The sequence below is a fragment of the Litorihabitans aurantiacus genome (assembly GCF_030161595.1).
In the GTDB taxonomy this organism is placed as follows: domain Bacteria; phylum Actinomycetota; class Actinomycetes; order Actinomycetales; family Beutenbergiaceae; genus Litorihabitans; species Litorihabitans aurantiacus.
The window spans coordinates 2819458-2837416 of sequence record NZ_BSUM01000001.1 but is presented as its reverse complement, the minus strand read 5'-3'; the positions used below and the strand labels follow the sequence as shown (position 1 = coordinate 2837416).

15 protein-coding genes and 3 pseudogenes are annotated in these 17959 nt (G+C 73.2%); 11 read left to right on the top strand and 7 right to left on the bottom strand.

Translation table 11 applies throughout. The features are described 5' to 3' along the window. Positions 1 to 12: 12 nt before the first annotated feature. Positions 13 to 495, bottom strand: a complete 483-nt coding sequence (gene ybaK / locus QQK22_RS13520; protein WP_284251463.1) for a Cys-tRNA(Pro) deacylase — start codon at positions 493 to 495, stop codon at positions 13 to 15. Positions 496 to 602: 107 nt separating this feature from the next. Here ybaK and QQK22_RS13515 point away from each other — a divergent pair, with 107 nt between their 5' ends. From QQK22_RS13515 to QQK22_RS13495, 5 genes are all read left to right on the top strand, one after another. Beyond that, positions 603 to 1718, top strand: a complete 1116-nt coding sequence (locus QQK22_RS13515) for a heme/hemin ABC transporter substrate-binding protein (protein WP_284251462.1) — start codon at positions 603 to 605, stop codon at positions 1716 to 1718. Between the two features lie 451 nt (positions 1719 to 2169). Next, entirely contained in the window at positions 2170 to 3204 is a 1035-nt protein-coding gene (locus QQK22_RS13510; RefSeq protein ID WP_284251460.1) for a hypothetical protein, read from the top strand. Beyond that, a complete protein-coding gene (locus QQK22_RS13505; protein WP_284251459.1) occupies positions 3201 to 4592 on the top strand; it encodes a hypothetical protein in 1392 nt (463 codons plus the stop codon). Before QQK22_RS13510 ends, QQK22_RS13505 begins: the two co-directional genes overlap by 4 nt. A gap of 74 nt (positions 4593 to 4666) precedes the next feature. Then, positions 4667 to 6067 (top strand): hypothetical protein, encoded by a 1401-nt coding sequence (locus tag QQK22_RS13500; protein ID WP_284251457.1) that lies wholly within the window; start codon positions 4667 to 4669, stop codon positions 6065 to 6067. A gap of 99 nt (positions 6068 to 6166) precedes the next feature. Then, complete coding sequence (locus QQK22_RS13495; protein WP_284251456.1) at positions 6167 to 7198, top strand: WxL protein peptidoglycan domain-containing protein; 1032 nt, start codon at positions 6167 to 6169, stop codon at positions 7196 to 7198. A gap of 12 nt (positions 7199 to 7210) precedes the next feature. Here QQK22_RS13495 and QQK22_RS13490 read toward each other — a convergent pair whose 3' ends face one another. Further along, the gene (locus tag QQK22_RS13490) at positions 7211 to 7771 is read right to left on the bottom strand and encodes a dihydrofolate reductase family protein (protein WP_284251455.1); all 561 of its coding nucleotides are present in this window, start codon (positions 7769 to 7771) and stop codon (positions 7211 to 7213) included. Between the two features lie 78 nt (positions 7772 to 7849). Between QQK22_RS13490 and QQK22_RS13485 the strand changes: the two genes are divergently transcribed. Further along, on the top strand, positions 7850 to 8182 hold the full coding sequence (locus tag QQK22_RS13485; RefSeq protein ID WP_284251454.1) for a hypothetical protein: 333 nt from the start codon (positions 7850 to 7852) through the stop codon (positions 8180 to 8182). On the opposite strand, the gene QQK22_RS13480 is transcribed toward QQK22_RS13485, so the two are convergent. Together QQK22_RS13480 and QQK22_RS13475 are read right to left on the bottom strand one after the other, a co-directional pair. Further along, complete coding sequence (locus tag QQK22_RS13480) at positions 8162 to 8893, bottom strand: class I SAM-dependent methyltransferase (protein WP_284251453.1); 732 nt, start codon at positions 8891 to 8893, stop codon at positions 8162 to 8164. The two genes, QQK22_RS13485 and QQK22_RS13480, sit on opposite strands and share 21 nt — an antisense overlap. 250 nt (positions 8894 to 9143) lie before the next feature. Then, complete coding sequence (locus QQK22_RS13475) at positions 9144 to 9557, bottom strand: MFS transporter (protein ID WP_284251452.1); 414 nt, start codon at positions 9555 to 9557, stop codon at positions 9144 to 9146. A 190-nt stretch (positions 9558 to 9747) separates the two neighbouring features. Between QQK22_RS13475 and QQK22_RS13470 the strand changes: the two genes are divergently transcribed. Then, positions 9748 to 10416 (top strand): hypothetical protein, encoded by a 669-nt coding sequence (locus QQK22_RS13470; RefSeq protein ID WP_284251451.1) that lies wholly within the window; start codon positions 9748 to 9750, stop codon positions 10414 to 10416. Position 10417: 1 nt separating this feature from the next. Continuing rightward, positions 10418 to 11188, top strand: a complete 771-nt coding sequence (locus QQK22_RS13465) for a hypothetical protein (protein ID WP_284251450.1) — start codon at positions 10418 to 10420, stop codon at positions 11186 to 11188. A 769-nt stretch (positions 11189 to 11957) separates the two neighbouring features. On the opposite strand, the gene QQK22_RS13460 is transcribed toward QQK22_RS13465, so the two are convergent. Beyond that, positions 11958 to 15077 carry an HtaA domain-containing protein gene (locus QQK22_RS13460; protein ID WP_284251449.1) on the bottom strand — a complete coding sequence of 1040 codons (3120 nt, stop codon included), beginning with the start codon at positions 15075 to 15077 and terminating at the stop codon, positions 11958 to 11960. A 356-nt stretch (positions 15078 to 15433) separates the two neighbouring features. Here QQK22_RS13460 and QQK22_RS13455 point away from each other — a divergent pair, with 356 nt between their 5' ends. Beyond that, the gene (locus QQK22_RS13455) at positions 15434 to 15673 is read left to right on the top strand and encodes a hypothetical protein (protein ID WP_284251448.1); all 240 of its coding nucleotides are present in this window, start codon (positions 15434 to 15436) and stop codon (positions 15671 to 15673) included. Between the two features lie 248 nt (positions 15674 to 15921). Here the strand turns inward: QQK22_RS13455 and QQK22_RS19380 are convergent. Further along, positions 15922 to 16056 (bottom strand): annotated as a pseudogene (locus QQK22_RS19380) (Ig-like domain repeat protein); the annotation flags it as partial. 7 nt (positions 16057 to 16063) lie between these two features. Between QQK22_RS19380 and QQK22_RS13445 the strand changes: the two are divergent. Next, complete coding sequence (locus QQK22_RS13445) at positions 16064 to 16192, top strand: hypothetical protein (protein ID WP_284251445.1); 129 nt, start codon at positions 16064 to 16066, stop codon at positions 16190 to 16192. Between the two features lie 23 nt (positions 16193 to 16215). Here the strand turns inward: QQK22_RS13445 and QQK22_RS19375 are convergent. Beyond that, positions 16216 to 16602: pseudogene (locus QQK22_RS19375) on the bottom strand (HtaA domain-containing protein); the annotation flags it as partial. A gap of 252 nt (positions 16603 to 16854) precedes the next feature. Here QQK22_RS19375 and QQK22_RS13440 point away from each other — a divergent pair. After that, positions 16855 to 17844: pseudogene (locus tag QQK22_RS13440) on the top strand (FecCD family ABC transporter permease); the annotation flags it as partial. Between the last annotated feature and the right edge of the window lie 115 nt (positions 17845 to 17959).

Sequence of the window (17959 nt, the reverse complement as noted above, 5' to 3'; positions counted from 1 at the left end):
CGGGTGATGACATCAGTCCCGGGCGATGTCGGCGTACTCCCCACCGGTGATCGCGAGCAGGTCGTCCGGTGCCAGCTCGAGGTCCAGGCCGCGGCGGCCGCCGGAGACGAGCAGGGTCTCGAGCAGGATCGCGGAGGAGTCGAGCACGGTCCGGTGGTGCGTCTTCTGCCCGATCGGGGAGATGCCGCCGACGACGTAGCCCGTACGGCGCTGCGCCTGCGCCGGATCGGCCATCGCCGCACGTCGGCCGCCGACGGCGCGCGCCACCTCCTTGAGGTCGACGCGCCCGGCGACGGGGGCGATCGCGACGACGAGGGCGCCGTCGACGTCGACCATCAGGGTCTTGTAGACCTGCGCGGGATCGATGCCGAGCTTCTCCGCGGCCTCGAGTCCGAAGGAGGTGGCGCGCGGGTCGTGGTCGTAGGTGTGGGCGGTGAAGGAGGTGCCCGCCGCGTCCAGGGCGAGGGTCGCGGGGGTGTCGGGGGCGCTGCTCACGCGAGAAGTCTCTCGCGAGTGTCCCGAAGTCTCTCGCCGGTGCCCCGAAGTGCCTCGCGACGCAGGTCACAGGTAAGGCTTGCCTGGGTGAGGGTAGGCTCACCTGCATGTCGAACGGTTCTTCGTGGTCCGGGCGCGCGCGGATGCTCGCCCTGGTACCCGTCCTCGCCCTGCTCGTGGCGTGCGGCGGCGGAGCTCCCGAGGGAGGTGACGACCCGGCGGCCCCCGGCGGCCCGACCCTCGCCGACGTCCAGCCGGTCGCGGACCCGCACTCCTACGTCGGCCCCAGCACCGCTCGCCTCGCGTCCGCCTCGGTCGACCCGATCGCCGAGAACCCGGAGCCCGAGCTGCCGCTGACCGTCACCGACGCGCAGGGCACCTCGGTCACCGTGCACGACGCGAGCCGCATCCTCGCGCTCGACCTGTACGGCTCCACCGCCCGCACGGTCTACGAGCTGGGCCTGGGCGAGAACCTCGTCGGCCGCGACACCTCCTCGGCCTTCCCCGAGGTCAGCCACCTCCCGCTCGTCACCCCGAGCGGGCACGAGCTCAACGCCGAGGCGATCCTCGAGCTGGCCCCGACGCTGATCATCACCGACACCTCGCTCGGACCGTGGGACGTCGTGCTGCAGATGCGCGAGGCAGGGATCCCCGTCGTCGTGGTCGACGCCGAGCGCAGCCTCGAGACGGTCGACGACCTCATCCGCCAGGTGGCGGCCGCCGTCGGGCTCCCCGACGAGGGCGAGGCGCTCGCCGAGCGCACGCAGGAGCGGATCGACACGGCGCGCGCCGAGATCGCCGAGATCGCTCCGCCGGCCGGCGAGGGCCTGCGCACCGTGTTCCTCTACGTGCGCGGCGGTTCCGGGATCTACTACCTGTTCGGCCAGGGCTCGGGCACCGACTCCCTGATCACGGGCCTGGGCGGCGTCGACGTCGCCACCGAGATCGGCTGGACCGGCATGCAGCCCGTCACCGACGAGGGCCTCATCGCGATGCAGCCCGAGGTCGTGCTGCTCATGACGAAGGGGCTCGAGTCGACCGGCGGCGTCGACGGCCTCCTCGAGGCGGTCCCCGCCCTCGCGAGCACGCCGGCCGGGGAGAACCGCCGCTTCGTCGACATGGCCGACACGGAGATCCTCAGCTTCGGCCCGGCGAGCGCCGAGGTGCTCGAGGCCCTCGCCGTCGCCCTCTACGCGCCCGACGCCGCGCAGGTCGCCTCGTGAGCGCGCGCCGCCGCCCCGTGGCGAGGTCCAGCCGCATCGGCCGTGCGCTCGCTGCCGCGCTCGGCCTCGCCGTCCTCGGCGCGGGCGCGCTCACGGCCACGACGGCGCAGCCCGCCGCCGCCGTCGGCCGGGTCGCGGTCACGAGCGACCTGGGCACGGCCACCGCCGCGGTCGACGGCGCGACCACGCTGCGCCTGAGCGGTTCCGGCTTCCAGTCCGTCCAGGGCGGCTTCGGCGGCATCTACGTGCTGTTCGGCTGGGTCGACGACCCGACCGGGGGCGGCTGGGCCCCGAGCAACGGCGGCGCCACCGGGCAGAGCTACGTCTACGTGCCCGACGCCGAGTCCGGCCAGAACGCCGGGTACAGCCGCTTCATCGCGTTCCCCGGCAGCTCGACGGCGGGGAGGCCCACGGCACGCTCGCCGCCGACGGCACCTGGTCGGCCTCGCTCGTGGTCCCCGGTCCGGTCTTCACCGGGCTCGACCGGTCGAACGCGCCCACCGAGGTCGACTGCCGCGCCGTCACCTGCGGCGTCATCACCATCGGCGCGCACGGCGTCAAGAACGCGACCAACGAGACGTTCACGCCGGTGACGTTCGCGGCCACCGGCGGGGCGGGCGCGCCCGACGCCGGTGCGAGCTCGGGCGGGCCCGCGGCCGGCACCTCGGCCGGCAGCGAGCAGGGATCGTCCGACGACGGAGCCGCCCCCGCGGGTGCGACCGACGCCGGAGCCGCCGAGGCCGAGGGCGACGCCGCGGCGGGCGAGGGCGAGGCGGCGGAGGGCTCCGACGAGGAAGCGGCGCCCCGCGCCCCGGCGACGCTCGGCGTGGAGGCTCGCACCGTCGTCGTCGGCCGCGTCGTGGCGTTCACCGGGCAGGGCTTCACGCCGGGGGAGCAGGTCGTGGCCTCGCTCAGCGGCGGGCTCGCCGCGGCGGGTCCGCTCGTCGCCGGTGCCGCCGGCGAGGTCGCGGGCGTCGTCACGCTCCCCGCCGACATCCGCACGGGCTCGCACACGCTCTCGCTCGTCGGCGCAGCCTCGGGCGAGACGCCCGAGGTCCTGCTCACGGTCGTGGCGGACCCGGTGCTGGCCGCCGCCGCGGCGCAGGACGCGGCCGCCGCGGCCGAGGCCGGCCCGGGGTGGCCGTTCCTCGCGGCGGCCGGGGCGGGCCTCCTGCTGCTCGCGCTCCTGATCGTCTCGGGCGTCACCGCCCTGGTCCGCCGACGGCGACGGCGGCGGGCGGCCCGCGCCGCGGCGGTGGCCGCGGCCGCGTCCTCCGACGAGCCCGGCGCGCCCGCCGAGCAGGAGCCGCCCACGAGGTCGGCACCGTGGGAGCCGGTGCGGGCTCCGGCCACCGAGACGCTGGAGGCGCTGCCGGCGGTGCCGCCCGTGCCGCCCGCACCGCCCGCACCCGCCGATCAGGACGCGTCGTCGACGGCGACCCTCCCGCGGGTGCGCCGGTCCGTCACGACCGGGGGCACCTCGTGAGCCGTCGACCGGACCGGACCCGCGGGGCCGCCGCCGTCGCCGGCCTTCTGACCGCGACCGCCGCCGCCGCGCTGACGATCGGTGCGCTCGCGACCCCGGCCGCCGCCGACGTCCGCCTCCAGGTCGAGATCCCCGCCACCGGGACGCCCCCCGAGGCCCTGACGATCACGGACGCCCAGCTGCGCTGGGGTCTGAACGTCGAGGCCGGTTCCGGGGCCTTCTTCGGCGGCTGCAACTTCCTGTCCGCCGGCGAGGTGGGGGACACGGGCGGCGGCCGGGTGTGGAGCGAGGCCGACGGCTTCTACGCGACCACGGACGGCGCCGTCACCATCGAGAAGCCGTACGCGACCGACGGCGGCCTGACGCAGCGCCGCGCCGTCCCGTTCGCCGACCGCTGCCTCGACCCGACCGGCAGCCCCGTCAGCTCCAGCTCGTTCGTCGGTACGGGCATCGAGGCCGTGATCGACGGCGGCACCGGCACCGTCGATCCCGACAGCGGCGACGTGCGCATCGAGTGGGACGGCGGCGTGACGGTCGTGTTCTACGGCGGCCTGACCTACTGGTGGTTCTCCGACCCGGTGCTGGAGATCTCGGGCGGCCGCGGCACCCTCAGCGCGACCGCCGGCGGGTACGGCACCGACATGGAGGACATGAGCCGGTGGACGGCGCTGCCCGCCACGCGCGTCGTGCTTGCCGACCTCGCCGACGTCCCCGCCACGCGGACCGGCTTCTCGACGCTGCCGCGCTACCTCGGCGTGGGTGTCACCCTCCCCGCGGGCGCGACGCCGCAGGTCACCGGCACGCCCAGCGCCGGGTCGTTCCCGCAGAGCTTCGTCGACTTCCAGGCCCAGACGGGGCAGCTGGCCTACTGGTACTCCTCCGGCGGTCTGCGCGATCCGGCGAAGCCCGCCACCACGCTCTACGTCAGCTACGACGCCGCCGACCCGGTCGACAGCGGCGAGGGTTCGTCCGGCGCGGTGCGGCCCGACGGCGGGGCCGGCGGCGGGTTGCCGTCGCTGACCGGGCCGGGCGGCGGCGCGGGAGCCGGCATCGGCGCGGACGGCGACGGCGCGGGTACCGCCGGCGGTGGGTCGTCGCCGTCGGGCACCGCGAACGGCGCGAACCGCGGCCGCGCGGCGCCGGCGGGGCCCGTGGCGCCCACCCCCGTGGTCGCGGCGGCCGACGGCGTGCCGCTCGCGCTGCCGCAGGTGCTCCCGGCCGAGACTGCGCTGCCCGACCGCGCCCTCATCCCGGGCGGTGCGCCCGCCGGCGTCGACCCGGCGGAGCGGCTGGCGCTCGCGCTCACCGGGGTGTTCGGCCTCGGCTCGCTCGCCGTCGTCGGCTTCCCGCGCGGGTGGTTCGTCCTCCCGTGGTCCCGCGCCACCTGACCACCCGCCCCGCGCTCGTCCACCCAGCGGCGTCCCGTCCGGGGCGCCACCACACCACGAAGGAGAACCACCCGATGAGATCCCTCCACGCCTTGCCGGTGCTGCGCCGGATCGGTGCCGGTGTCGCGACGGCGGCGCTCGCGTCCGGCTCCGCGCTCGCCCTCGCCGCGCCGGCCTCCGCGGCACCGTCGTCCGTCGACGGCGTCAGCCTCACCTGGGCCCTCAACGACGAGTCCGGCGGCGGCGCCTACTTCGGCGGCTGCAACTTCCTCACGGCCGGCCTGGCCGGCGACACGGGCTCCTCCCGCCTGTGGACCGAGGCGGACGGTTTCTACAAGCCCTCCGAGGGCAACGTCTCGATCGAGAAGAACTCGCCGGCCGGGTACGTCGCGCCGACGTGGGCGACCAAGTGCCAGAACCCTTCCGGGAGCGGCAACGTCACGCCGCAGCCCGGCAGTACCACCGCCAACCGCGCCGTCTTCGCCGCCGGCACGGGGCAGGTCGACGTCGAGGCCGGCACCGCGCAGATCGCGTGGGAGGGCGACCTCACGATCGTCTTCTACGGCGGCCTCACCTACTGGAGCGTCAGCGACCCCGAGCTCACCGTCGCCGCCGACGGCACGGGCACGCTGACCGGGACCGCCTCGGGCTACGGCACCTCCATGGAGGACATGTCCCAGTGGGTGCCGCTGGCCCCCGAGGAGATCGTGCTGGCCGACCTCAGCGGCGTCGAGGTGACGGCCCAGGGCCTCACGGTCACGCCGGACTACGCCGGCGTCGAGGTGTCGGGCGAGGGCGTCAACCAGGTCCGCACCGGCAGCGCGTGGGGCGCGTTCCCGCAGTCGTTCGTCGACTTCAACGGCAAGACCGGCCAGGCCGCCTACTGGTACTCCTCGGGCGGCGCGGCCGACCCGAAGAAGCCCGCCAAGCCGATCGACGTCGCGTGGGAGATCGCCACGACCCCCGAGCCGGAGCCGGAGCCGGAGCCGGGCGACGGCGAGGTGCCGATCGAGGTCGAGGTCCCCGTCGTCACCGACCCGGAGCCGGAGCCCGAGCCCGGTGCGCTCTCCTGGACGATCAACGGCACGTCCGCCGTCAGCCTCGGCCGCGCGAGCGCGAGCGACGCCGGGTTCTCGGCCACCGGGTCGCTGCACGCGATCACGGTGAGCGACACGCGCACCGACGGCGCCGGCTGGTCCCTCAGCGGCCGGGCGAGCGACTTCGCCTCCGCCGCCAGCTCGTTCTCCGCCTCGGCGCTCGGCTGGGCACCCGCGGCGACCGGAACCGCGGCAGGGCTGCAGGCCGGCCCCGCTGTCTCGGCCGGGTCCGGTGCGGGCCTGTCGGAGCAGCGCACGCTCGCCTCGGCGACGGGTGCGGGCCAGGCGGAGGTCGCGACGGCGCTGACGCTGCTGGCCCCGACCGGCACCGCAGCCGGCGCGTACACCTCCACGCTCACGCTGACCGCGCTGGGCTGATCCACCGCCGGTGCCCGGGTCGCGTCGTCGCACGACGGCGCGGCCCGGGCTCCGTCCGTCCCGTTACGTCCCGTCACGTCCCGTCACCGGAGGATCGCGATGACCGCCGTCCCGTCCCGCCGCGCCCCGCGTCCCGGCGCTTCACCCGTGCGGGTGGCGCTGCGCGCGCTCGCCGTCGCGGTCGTGACCCTGGCGTCGGCGACGGCGCCGCTCGCGCTCGCTGCGCCGTCGGGCCCCGACGCGGCGGCTGCGCCCGCCACCGGCGACCTCACCTGGAGCGTGCGCCCCGCCGACAACGACCTCGGCGCGGGCCGCCCGAACTTCGCCTACGAGCTGGCGCCGGGTGACGTCGTCGAGGACGCCCTCGTGGTCACGAACCTCGGCGCGACACCGCTCGAGCTGCAGGTCTACGCCGCGGACGCGTTCACGACGGCGTCGGGCCACCTCGACCTGCTGCCCGACGGCGAGCCGTCCACCGACCTCGGCACCTGGGTCACCTCGCCCGCGCCGACCCTGACGCTCGAGGGCGCGCAGTCGGTCGAGGTGCCGTTCACGCTGACCGTGCCCGCGGACGCCGCACCCGGCGACCACCCCGGCGGCATCGTGACGTCGTTCGTCCAGGCGGCCGACGGCGATGTCCGGCTCGACCGGCGCCTCGGCTCGCGCATCCACGTGCGCGTGGCGGGTGAGACGACGCTGACGGTGGCGGCGAGCGACGTCGTCACCTCCCTGTCGCCCTCGCCCGTGCCGTGGGGGACGCCGTCGGGCACCGTGACGGCGACGGTGACGAACACCGGCGACGTCCGGGCGGTCGTGGCCGCGGGGCTCGTGGCCTCCTCGCCGACCGGCAGCGTGACGCGCACGGCCGAGCCCGTCGAGGTGATGCCGGGCAGCGCCGTGCCGGTGGCGTTCGACGTCGGAGACGCGTGGCTCCTCGGACCGGTCGACGTGGACCTGACGGTCACCACGACGGGCGTCGACGGCAGCGTCGCGGATCCGGCGGTCGTGGGCGCCTCGATCGTGGTCGTGCCGTGGTCGGCGCTGGTGCTCGTGGCGCTGGTGGTGGCGGTCGCCGTCGTGATCGGGGTGCGGCGCGCCCGCCGCGGCCGGGGCGAGGGCGCCGCGGCCTGAGCCGGCAACCGCTCAGCGGACGGCGTACTCGGTGGTCACCCAGTTGCTCCCCACGTGGCTCGCGACCTGCGTGATGACGGTCTGGTCGAGATCGGAGGGGGTCGGTCCACGCCCGTCCCCGATCAGGCTGGGGACCTGGCGCAGGCGCAGCACGTCGACGAGACCGGCGCGAAACAGCGCATCCGTGAGCTGCAGGCTGCCCCACACGAGCAGGTCGCCGTCGACCTCGGTGCGCAGTCGTTCGAGCGTCGCCACGGCCCCTGCGCGCTCGAGGATCGCCGCCTCGTGCCGACCCCAGGGAGCGACCTCGAGCGTGCGGCTGACGACGTGCTTGGGGAGCGAGTTGATCGGCGCCGCCACGGGCTCGTCCGCCGGGTCGACCGTGGGCCAGTAGCCGGCGAACATCTCGTACGTCCTGCGCCCGAGCACGATCGCACCGACGCGCTCGAGCATCTCGAGCTGGTCGGAGTCGGCGCTGTCGATCGGCGCGGCGTCCATGAACTTCATCCCTCCCTCCGAGTCCTGCACGAACCCGTCGGCGGTGATGATCTGCTCGATGACGATGCGTCCCATGCGCAGACCCTAGGGGTGCTCGAGGCTGGGCGACAGGCCCGCGGGGCGGAACGTCACGAGTCCGGGGAGAATGACGCCGTGACCACCCTCGTGTACGAAGGCGCCCTCCAGGTGGTGCCGCTGCTCCTCATCGCGCTCTTCCTCGACCGTCGCATGCCCGTCGGCGGTGCGACGGCCCGGTCGCGACGCATGCAGCGGTGGTCGAGCAAGTTCTCGCTGCTGCTGAACGCGCTGGGATTCATGGTGTCCCTCTTCGTCGTGGCGGGCGTCATCGTGGCGACGTCGTTCACGCTGGCGATCGTCATCGCGGCGGTCGCGGGATCCATCGGTCTGCTGTGCGGTCAGATCTGGGTCCGCATCGACCAGGAGCCCGCGCCCTCGCCGGAGCGCTCACCCCGCGACGGGTCCTGAGCCCGGCCCCGGCTTGTCCGCGCGGAGGAAGAGGAAGCACAGGAACGCGCTCCGCTCACCGCTGGCGATGCGGGGCGGCAGCAGATCGGCCGGGGTGTCGGGCGACGGCGGGGGCTCGCCGACCACGCGCAGGTCGAGGTCGGCGTCGACGAACGCCCGGATGACGTCCTGCAGCGGGCGGTGCCAGAAGGTCAGGGTGGTCGTGCGACCGGCGAGCTCCACCTCCTCGCCGTAGCGGTAGGTGGCGAAGTAGTTCTCCTCCATGGCGTTGTACTGGCGCACGAACGGGTGGTTGACGCTCGCGACGAGCCGACCGCCGGGCTTGAGCACCCGCCGGATCTCCGCCAGAAGAGCGGACCAGTCCTCGAGGTAGTGCAGCACGAGGGAGGCCACGACGTCGTCGAACGTCTCGTCCTCGTAGGGCAGCGGTTGCGCGAGGTCGTGGACCGTGAGCGGCACGGCGTCGCCGAGTCGATCGCGGGCGATCGCGATCATGGCCGGGCTGCCGTCGAACCCGACGACGTCGGCACCGCGGGCGACGAGCTCCGCCGCCAGCGGGCCCGAACCGCAGCCGGCGTCGAGGATGCGGCGGCCGGCGACGTCGCCCAGGAGGTCCAGCGTGGCGGGCCGCGAGTAGTAGGAGTTCAGCAGGCTGCGGGAGTTCTCCCGGTCGTACTCGACGGCGAAGGCGTCGTAGGCGTCGGCGCTCATGGGGCTGCTCCTCGTGTGGGTGAGCTCCGAACGTACGACGGGGCGCGTGCGGGACGGCTGCGGCCCGGCGAGTTTCACGAGAGGTGCGCGGGACGCTCACACGGCGGCCAGTTCCGGCCGCGTTAGTCACCGTCCTGGACGGATGGACCGCCGTTGTCGACGTCGGGCAGGCGCACGAGGGCGACGCTCGCGAGCGCGCACAGCACTCCGGCGACGGCGATCGCGACCGACGTGGTCGCGGTCGAGGCGATCAGGCCGCCGAGCGGGGCGGCGACGGGGGCAGCGCCGACGCCGAGCACCGTGAACGCACTGGTGACACGCCCCAGGAGGTGGCGGGGGTCAGTTCCTGGCGGAGGGTGACGGCGAGGGTGTTCCAGGTCATGGTGGCCACTCCGAGCAGAACAAGTGCGGCGGCAGCGGGCACCGGGGCGCGTGCCGCGGCCAGGCCGAGAGTGGCGAGGGCGCCGAGCGCGGCGGAGGTCTGGAGCGACCGGCGGGTCCCCAGTCGCTCCCGCAGGCGAGGCATCAGCAGCGCTCCGATGACGCTCCCTGCCTCGAAGAAGGCGAGCAGGAGTCCGTATCCGCTGGGCCGCCGCATCAGCGTCTGCAACGCGTGCACCACCAGGACTCCGAGGAGGACGCCCGTCGAGGCGGACAGAAGCACGGTTGCGACGCCTATGCCAACTCCTATGTGAGCACCGCCTCCTATGTGAGCACCGCCGTGCCGCCCGAGTGGTGATGTTTCTGGTCGCGCTGAGTGCGTTGGCTGCCGCGCGCTACCGCCATCGCTGGTTCTCGTCACACCGTTAGTCGTTGGGTATCGCGGCCGCAGCCCGACGGACGGAGTTGCACAGGTGGGCGCTGCCTTCTCTGCGGACATCGTTCGCTCGATCGAGGACACGGCAGTGAGTCGATCGAACACGATGCTCGGCACTGGTGGTAGCATTGGCAATGTTCTTGATGCGCATGAACCAGTGGGAGGAACCATGGGCGACCCCGAGATCGAGGCTATGTCGGCAGTTGCAACGGCACTCACGGACTTGGAGGAGGACGCGCGTGCCCGTGTTCTGCGATGGGCGGCCGACAGGTACGACGTGGCCATGTCGCCTGCCATTCGACGGGTAGGCGGGAGTGCGGCGGTCGACAGCGAGGCTGCTGCTCCAGAAGTGACCGATGTCGAGATCGCTGAAGAGGCGCCCAACTATCAGCACTTCGCAGAGTTGTTCGCTGCTGCCTCGCCGAAGACCAACGAGGACAGGGCGCTTGTCGCTGCCTATTGGGTGCAGGTGCACGAGGCTCGCGAGTCGTGGGCCTCGCGCCTCCTCAATGCTGAGCTCAAGAACCTAGGGCACTCGATCCCCAACATCACCGACGCATTGAGCAGTAATATGCGTAAGAAGCCGCAACGAGTGATCCAGTTGAAGAAGTCTGGCAATAGTCGCCAGGCGAACAAGACCTATAAGGTGACCCACGAGGGCCTTAGGTACGTTCAGGGCATGCTGGGCGGCGAGGACGGCTCCTGACGTGGCGTTAGCGCCGGAGGGCGCGCTGGCCGTTCTGCCTAGCACGCTCCGCGATGATCTGCTGAACGCGTTCAACGAAATCGTTAAAAACTATCGGGAGCATCGCTGGGAGCCATCGGAGCTTAATGGTGGCAAATTGTGTGAGGCCGTCTACACCATCTGCAAGGGATGGCTAGAAGGAGGCGCCTATCCCGCGCGCGCCGAGAAGCCGAGCCGGTTCCCGAACAAATGCTGGGAGATGGAGAGCGCCTACCAGCAGGTTCCGAATAGCCGCTCGGCGCGCATCCTGATCCCGCGGATGATGATCGGGCTATATGATGTTCGGAGCAACCGAGGGGTGGGCCATGCTGGCGCCGATGTCGACCCGAACCACATGGACGCAACTGTCGTGCTCTACAAGGCCAAGTGGCTCGTCGCGGAGCTTGTACGGTTGCTTCACGCCCTGACGACGGAAGAGGCGACCGCTGTTGTGGATTGCCTAGTTCAGCGCGAGGTCGCGTGGGTCTGGGCGCACGAGGACAAGAAGCGGGTATTGCGGAAGGGCCTCACTTGGAAGCAGCAGACCCTCTTGCTCTTGTTGACTGAGCCCGGTGACGTGCAAGAAGCTGATTTGGTCCGCTGGCTTGAACACCCCGGACTTCCGTCCTTTCGCAAAGACGTCCTGAAGCAACTGCACAAGAGTCGCTTCATTGAATACGACACGGTGACGCGAACCATTCGACTGCTGCCCCCTGGCGTTGCTGCTGCCGAAGGCCTAATCCCGACGGCGTGACGGGGGACCCCAGCGTAACCACGGTCAGATTCGTTCCATTCAACTGGGCGGTCGCGGTGATCGCCCGGTGTTTTTCAGGACCCGCGCAGGCGTGACTCGATCGCCATCCCCGGGGCGTCGGTCGTCAGTGCTGCGGTGGGGGAGAGGTCGTTTGGCCAGCTGACCGCTCTGCGCGAGATGGCGTTTAGGGTAACGCAGGAGTAGATTTTGCCCTCTTGAGTCCGATCCTTGGTGATAAATCGTGCGACGCGGGTAGCTGACGTCGCGAGGAGTAGTAACCCGATTCGACACGCCCAGCAGCCGGCAAGCAGCCTGGACCGGGAGCCCGTCGGCTGCGACAACGTCAACGCCCGTGAAACCTTTAAGTCGGCCTCGGCCGTGAGCCCTTCCATCGCCTTAGTGGCGACCGTCACCTGGGTCTGCGGGTCGACGATCTACTTATGCGCCGCGGGAACTCGGCCTTCTCGAAACCGGTCAGCCCATCGATCTCACCCCGGTCCACGCGGTCTTGGTGCCGCCAGTCGTAGATCGTCTGGTCGCTGACCCGAGTTTGGCTTCCAGGCTCGTCACACTCCGACCCGACGCCAGCACATGCACCACCCGACGCCTGAAGTCTGCGGGGGTACCTTGTCCTCCCATCTCGTTGTCCCACGCTCTCAACTCCATATCGCCTAGGAGAAGCGACCGAGAACCCGCCACGTCGGAGGCGCACACGACGACGGCCGCCCACCCCGAGGGGTGAGCGGTCGCCGTCGTGCGCGATCGGGCGTCAGGCCGTGGCGCTCCGGCGGCGCACCGCGACCAGCGCGATGCCGGCCAGCAGCAGGCCGAGAGCCGCGAGGCCCGCGGTGCCGACGGCGTCGGCGCCGGTGTCCGCGAGGGTGCCCGTGGCGGAGGTGCACTCGACGTCGCCGCCCAGCGGGAACGAGAAGGACACGGGGTCCATCGCGGTGCCCGCCTGGTAGAAGCCGCCGAACGCCTCCGCGCCCGCTGCCGTCAGCGTGGCCGACGCGCCGTTCCAGGCGATCGAGCCGCCGCTCGTCGACGACGCCGGGAGCGCCAGGGTCGCGATCGTCACGCCGTTCTTCGCGACGTCGGGCGCGTTGAGGCCCTTCGACGTGATGTCGGCGATCAGGGCGGCCGAGCCAGAGCCGTTGACCTGGACCCGCGGGTTGCTGATCTTCAGGTCGAGCTGCCCGCCGTGACCGGCGAAGGCGACGGTGCCGGAGTAGGAGACCCGGCCCTTGGCGTCGGCCTCGTTGAAGGCGCCGCTGCCGCCGCCCCACACGAACGCGCCGCCGGACTGGCTCACGCCCGACGTCGTGATCGAACCGCCGGCGATCGGGCCGGTCACGTAGGTGCGGAAGCTGGACTTGACGCCCCAGCTCAGGGTGCCGCCACCCACGCCCTGGGCGACGCACTGCTGCGCCGCGGAACCGCCGTTGCGCGGGGTCGTGCCGGACGCGCCGGTACCCGTGCCGGCCGGGGTGGCCGGGGCGCCCGCGCCGTCGCCCGCACCGGGACCGGAGCCGGTCCCGCCACCGTTGCCGCCACCGATCAGGCCGGGGTTGACGACGGTCGGCGGCACGCAGTCGGTGCTCGCACCCAGCGACAGCTGGAACGACACCGGGTCGAGCGCCGTGCCGGCCGGGTAGAAGCCGGCGAAGTTCTCCGCGCCGGCCTCGGTCAGCGTCGCGGCCGCGCCGCTCACGCTGATCGCACCCGGGGTGACGGAGGCTCCCGCGATGTCCAGCGTCGCGAACGGGACCGCGTCGGTCTCGGTCACGGTGCCGGAGGTGAGCGCCTTGCTCGAGACGTCCACGAGGAGGATCGCCTCCGTGGGGGAGGTGATCTGCACGCGCGGGTCGCTCAGGCGCAGGGCGAGCTGGCCGCCGTGGCCGTCGAAGCTCACGGTGCCGGTCGTCGCCGCCTCACCCGCGCGGGCGTCGGGGGAGTAGGTGCCCGTCGCACCGGCCCACGTGTAGGCGGAACCGCTCGCGGTCGCGCCGGCGCTGGTGGTGACGGAACCTCTCGCGATGGGTCCGGCGACGTAGCTGCGGAAGGACTCCTTCACGCCCCAGGTGACCGACCCGGCCGTGATCGCCTGGCACTGGGCGCCGGGCGGCGTGACGGGCGGCGTCACGACCGGGGTCTCACCCGGGTCGACCGCGGCGGCCTCGACCGTGAAGGTCCGGGCGACCTCGGCGGAGTCCGACGTCATCGTGATCGTGTGCGTACCCGTGGGGAAGTCGGCCGGGACCGTCCACGCGAAGGCGACCGCGCCGCTCTCGTCGGCGGTCTGCGTCGGGAGGACGACCGGCTCCGAGGTGACAACGCCGCGCACCTGCTCCCCGGGGAGGAACCCGGTCCCGGTGAACGCGAACGGCTCGCCCTGCTTCACGGTGGCCGCCGGGAGGGAGATCTCCGGCGTCGTGGTCACCGGGGGCTCGGTGTCCGCCACCTTGACCGTGACCGGCGCGAAGGCGTCCATCGTGCGGTCGCTGATCGAGAGCTGGTGGGCCGCGGAGGTGGCGACGTGGTAGCTCTTGCCCGCCTCGAGGGTGCCGGCGGGCACGGTCAGACGGGTGGTGAAGGCGCCGTCGGTGATGAGGGCCTTCGGGACCCAGGCCTGGGCGATCCAGCCGGAGCTGGGCAGCGGCCCGTTCCCGGACCAGACCGAGGTCTCACCCACCAGCACGTAGGCGCCGTTGGCGGCGCCGTCACCCGTGAAGCCGGTCCCGGTGATCGTCAGGACGTGCCCGACGGCGGGATCCAGGTCCGTGCTCGGCGAGACCGTGATCGCGGGTCGGCCGCCCGGCTCGGGCTCGACCGGCACCGGCGCGAACGAGAACGGCGTCGCCAGCTCGTTCTCGGGCTGCAGGCCCGTGACCGCCTCGGTCCCGTATGTGACGACGGCGAGCTCGGCACCCTCGAGCGCCCGGCCGCGCTCGCGGACCTGGGCGAGGTTCGCCTCGAGCGTGGCGAGGTCGATCTCGATGGTCTGGGTGAAGTTCACCGTGCCGTCGGCGTTCGCCGACCACTGGACCTTGCGCTCGCCGGGCTCGGCGGCGGACACACGCGAGGTGTAGTGCGAGGGGGCGGTGCGGTGCGCCGTGGTGCCGCCCTCGGACGGCTCCCAGCCCGGCGTCACGTAACCGACGGACAGGAAGAAACCGGCGTCGTCGCGCGCGATGTCGCGGTAGTTGCGGCCTTCGATCGTGATCGTCGCGCCGCGTGGGTCGAGATCGGTCGACGGCGTCACGACGAGCTCGGGCTCGGGCAGGACCACCGGCGGCTCGGTGTCGGCCGCCTTGACCGTGAGTGGCGCGAAGGCGTCGAGGGTGCGGTCGCTGACGGAGAACCAGTGGGCCGCGGAGGTGGCGACCTGGTAGGTCTTGCCGGCCTCCAGCGCGCCGGCGGGCACAGTGATCTCGGCGGTGAAGGCGCCACCCGAGAAGCGTGCGGCGGGGACGTGGATCTGCGCGACCCAGCCGTCGCTCGGGAGGGCGCCCTGCCCGGACCAGACCGAGGTCTCGCCCACCAGGACGTAGGCGCCGACGGCGGCGCCGGGCCCGGTGTAGCCGGTGCCCGAGACGGTCAGGACGTTGTCGACGGCGGGGTCGAGGTCGGTGCTCGGCGTGACCGTGATGACGGGGTTCGCGACCGGCGGCTCGACGACCGGCGGCTCGACCGGGCGCGCGCCGCGGTGGTCGACGGCGACGGCGAGCTCGTGCGCCGCGTTCGTCGCGCCCGAGGCGGGGTAGGTGTAGACGCCCCACACGCCGTCGGGCGCCAGGGTCGTCAGGGCCTTCGCCTCGAGCGTCGCGGTGAACGTGCCCTCGGCCGTCAGGGGTGTACTGCGGGTTGCCCGCCAGTGCCGCGGGCTCACCCGGGGCGGCCCACTTCTGGTCGGCGACCCGACGGTGGGAGGACGGCGCCGCCGTCGACGGCCTCCAGGACGGTGAGAAGTTGCCGAGGACGGCGTAGACGCCGGCCGGGACGCCAGCGAGCGGCGGGCGGGTGCCGACGTTGGCGGCGGGATCGAAGCCGGAGCCCTTCACCACGAGGGAGTCGCCGTCGTAGACGGGCTGGCCGGTGTAGGGCGTGACGCCGTCGGCCAGGAAGACCGCGATCGCCGGGTCGAAGACCGGGGCGGCGGGCCGCTCGCCCTGGTAGTTGACGGGGGTGGCGAGCTCCTGCGCGGCGTTGGTGACGCCGCCGGCGCCGTAGGTGTAGACGCCCCAGGTGGCCCCGGTCGGGGCGGCGGGCGTGGCGGTGGGGGCGGTGACGGCGAGGGTGGCGGTGAAGTCGCCCTCGGCGGAGATGTCCACCCACTGGTTGCGGATGGCGCTCTGGTACTGCGCGGGGACCTGGGTCAGGACCGACTCGGCCAGGGCCCACTTCTGGGAGACGACCTTGCGGCTGGCGCTGGGGGCGCCCGCGGAGGGCTTCCAGCTCTCGGCGAAGGCGCCGAGGACGACGTAGCTGCCCTGCGGCAGCGTGTTCGGGATGGGTGCGCCGCGGCCGCCGACGTTGGCGGCGGGGTCGAAGCCGGAGCCCTTCACGACGAGGGAGTCGCCGTCGTAGACGGGCTGGCCGGTGTAGGGCGTGACGCCGTCGGCCAGGAAGACCGCGATCGCCGGGTCGAACACCGGGGCGGGCGCGGCGGCCTCGACCACCTGCGTCAGCGCGGCGGAGGTGGAACCGAGGTGGGTGGCGTCGGCGGGCACGAACTCGGCCGTCACGGAGTGGTCGCCCGCGGCGAGGTCGCTCGTGGCCAGGGTCGCCGTGCCGTCGGTGACCGGGGAGGTCCCGAGGGTCGTCGCGCCGTCGCGGAACGTCACCTGACCGGCCGCGGCCGGCGTCACCGTGGCGGTGAGGACGACCTCCGCGCCGGCGGTCGACGGGTTCGCCGAGGAGGCCAGCGCGGTGCTCGTCGCGGCGGCGGGGACCGTGTACGGCAGCGTCAGGTTCAGCGGGTCGAGGGCCGTCCCCGCCGGGTAGAAGCCCGCGAACGCGGCGGCGCCGTCGGCGGTCAGCGTGGCGCCGACGCCGGAGAACGTCACGGTGGAGGCGTCGTTGACGGGCTGGGGCACGGTGAGGGTCGCGAAGGTGACGCCGGCGCGCTCGGAGATGGTGCCGTCCATCGCGCGGGAGTAGGAGTCGAGCACCAGCGAGCCGCTCGTGCCCTCGATGATCACGCGCGGGTTCGTCAGGCGGACGTCGAGCTGCCCGTCGTGCCCGGAGAACTGGACGCCGCCGGAGAAGCGCGCGTCGGCCACGGCCGAGACGTTGTCCGTCGTGCCCGCGCCGGCCGGCCAGGTGTAGGGACCCGTCCCGCTCACGCCGCCCGACGTCGTCGCCGTGCCCCGGGCGATCGGGCTCGCGATGTAGTCGCGGAAGGACTGCTTCACGCCCCAGGACAGCGTGGCGCCCGCGACGTCGGCGGGGACGGCGGTGGCGGGTGAGGCGCCGCCCACGAGGGCGACGGCGGCCACGAGGGCGCCGGCGAGGACGCTCGCGACGGTGCGGCGCCGAGGCGCAGCGAGGGATGGTGCTCTGGACACGGGGACGGCCTCCGAGGGGGTGGGCGTACCCGAATTTGGGCACGGAGGCCTTACTTATACCGCGATGAGGGGTGCCTTACCTAATGTAGGCTCCCCTTCGTGCTCCACCTCGCCCGTCGGCGGTCCGACCTCGCCACCGGCGTGCCCGCCCGCCGCATCGCCCTCCTGCTCTTCGGCCTCGCCGTCGCGCTCGTCGTGCTCGTGATCGTCTCGGCCGGCGTCGGCCAGCTGCGCATCCCGCCGCTCGAGGTGATCTCCTCGGTCCTGCGCCGCGTCGGCATCGAGACCGGTGTGCCCGTGACGCACCCCAACGGCGAGAGCGCGCTGTGGACCGTCCGGTTCCCGCGCGTGACGCTCGCGGTGCTCGTCGGGGCCGGCCTCGCCGTCGGCGGCGTGCTGATGCAGGGCGTCTTCGGCAACCCGCTGGCCGAGCCCGGCGTCGTCGGCGTCTCCTCGGGCGCCGCCGCGGGCGCGTGCCTCGTGATCGTGCTCGGCTGGACGGCGATGGGCGAGTGGGGCGTCGCGCTCGCGGCGTTCCTCGGGGGCCTGCTCGCGACGATCCTCGCCTACGCCACCGCACGGCAGAACGGGCGCACCGAGGTGGTCACCCTGGTGCTGACCGGGGTGGCGGTCAACGCCGTCGCCGGTGCCGTCATCGCGTTCATGACCTTCCTGGGGGACACCCAGGCGCGCGAGGAGATCGTGTTCTGGCAGCTCGGCTCGCTGAACGGGACGCGCTGGGTGCAGGTCGCCGTCGCCGCACCGCTGATCGTGATCGGCATCGTCGGCGCGGCGCTCGTGGCGCGGCAGCTCGACCTCCTCGCGCTCGGCGAGCGCTCCGCGCGGCACGTCGGGCTCGACGTCGAGCGCCTGCGGATCGGCGTGATCGTGCTGGTCGCCGTCGCCACCAGCGCGGCCGTCGCCTTCGCCGGGATCATCGCGTTCGTGGGGCTCGTGGTGCCGCACGTCATCCGCATGGTCGTCGGGCCGGCGCACCGCGTGCTCGTGCCCGCCGCGGTCCTGGGCGGCGCCGTCGTGCTGCTGGCGGCCGACCTCGTGGCACGCACGGTCGTGCCCTACGCCGACCTGCCGATCGGCATGCTGACGGCGATCATCGGTGGTCCGTTCTTCTTCTGGCTGCTGCGCCGCACGCGCCGCGGGGCGGGGGCTGGTCGTGACGGCGTCGCCCCAGGATCCGGTCCCG

What these genes read in the sequence shown, in the direction of transcription:
- QQK22_RS13500 (WP_284251457.1), top strand. Translation starts at nt 4,667, where the DNA reads ATGAGATCCCTCCACGCCTTGCCGGTGCTGCGCCGGATCGGTGCCGGT.
- QQK22_RS13490 (WP_284251455.1), bottom strand. Translation starts at nt 7,771, where the DNA reads ATGGGACGCATCGTCATCGAGCAGATCATCACCGCCGACGGGTTCGTG.
- QQK22_RS13480 (WP_284251453.1), bottom strand. Translation starts at nt 8,893, where the DNA reads ATGAGCGCCGACGCCTACGACGCCTTCGCCGTCGAGTACGACCGGGAG.
- QQK22_RS13495 (WP_284251456.1), top strand. Translation starts at nt 6,167, where the DNA reads ATGACCGCCGTCCCGTCCCGCCGCGCCCCGCGTCCCGGCGCTTCACCC.
- QQK22_RS13515 (WP_284251462.1), top strand. Translation starts at nt 603, where the DNA reads ATGTCGAACGGTTCTTCGTGGTCCGGGCGCGCGCGGATGCTCGCCCTG.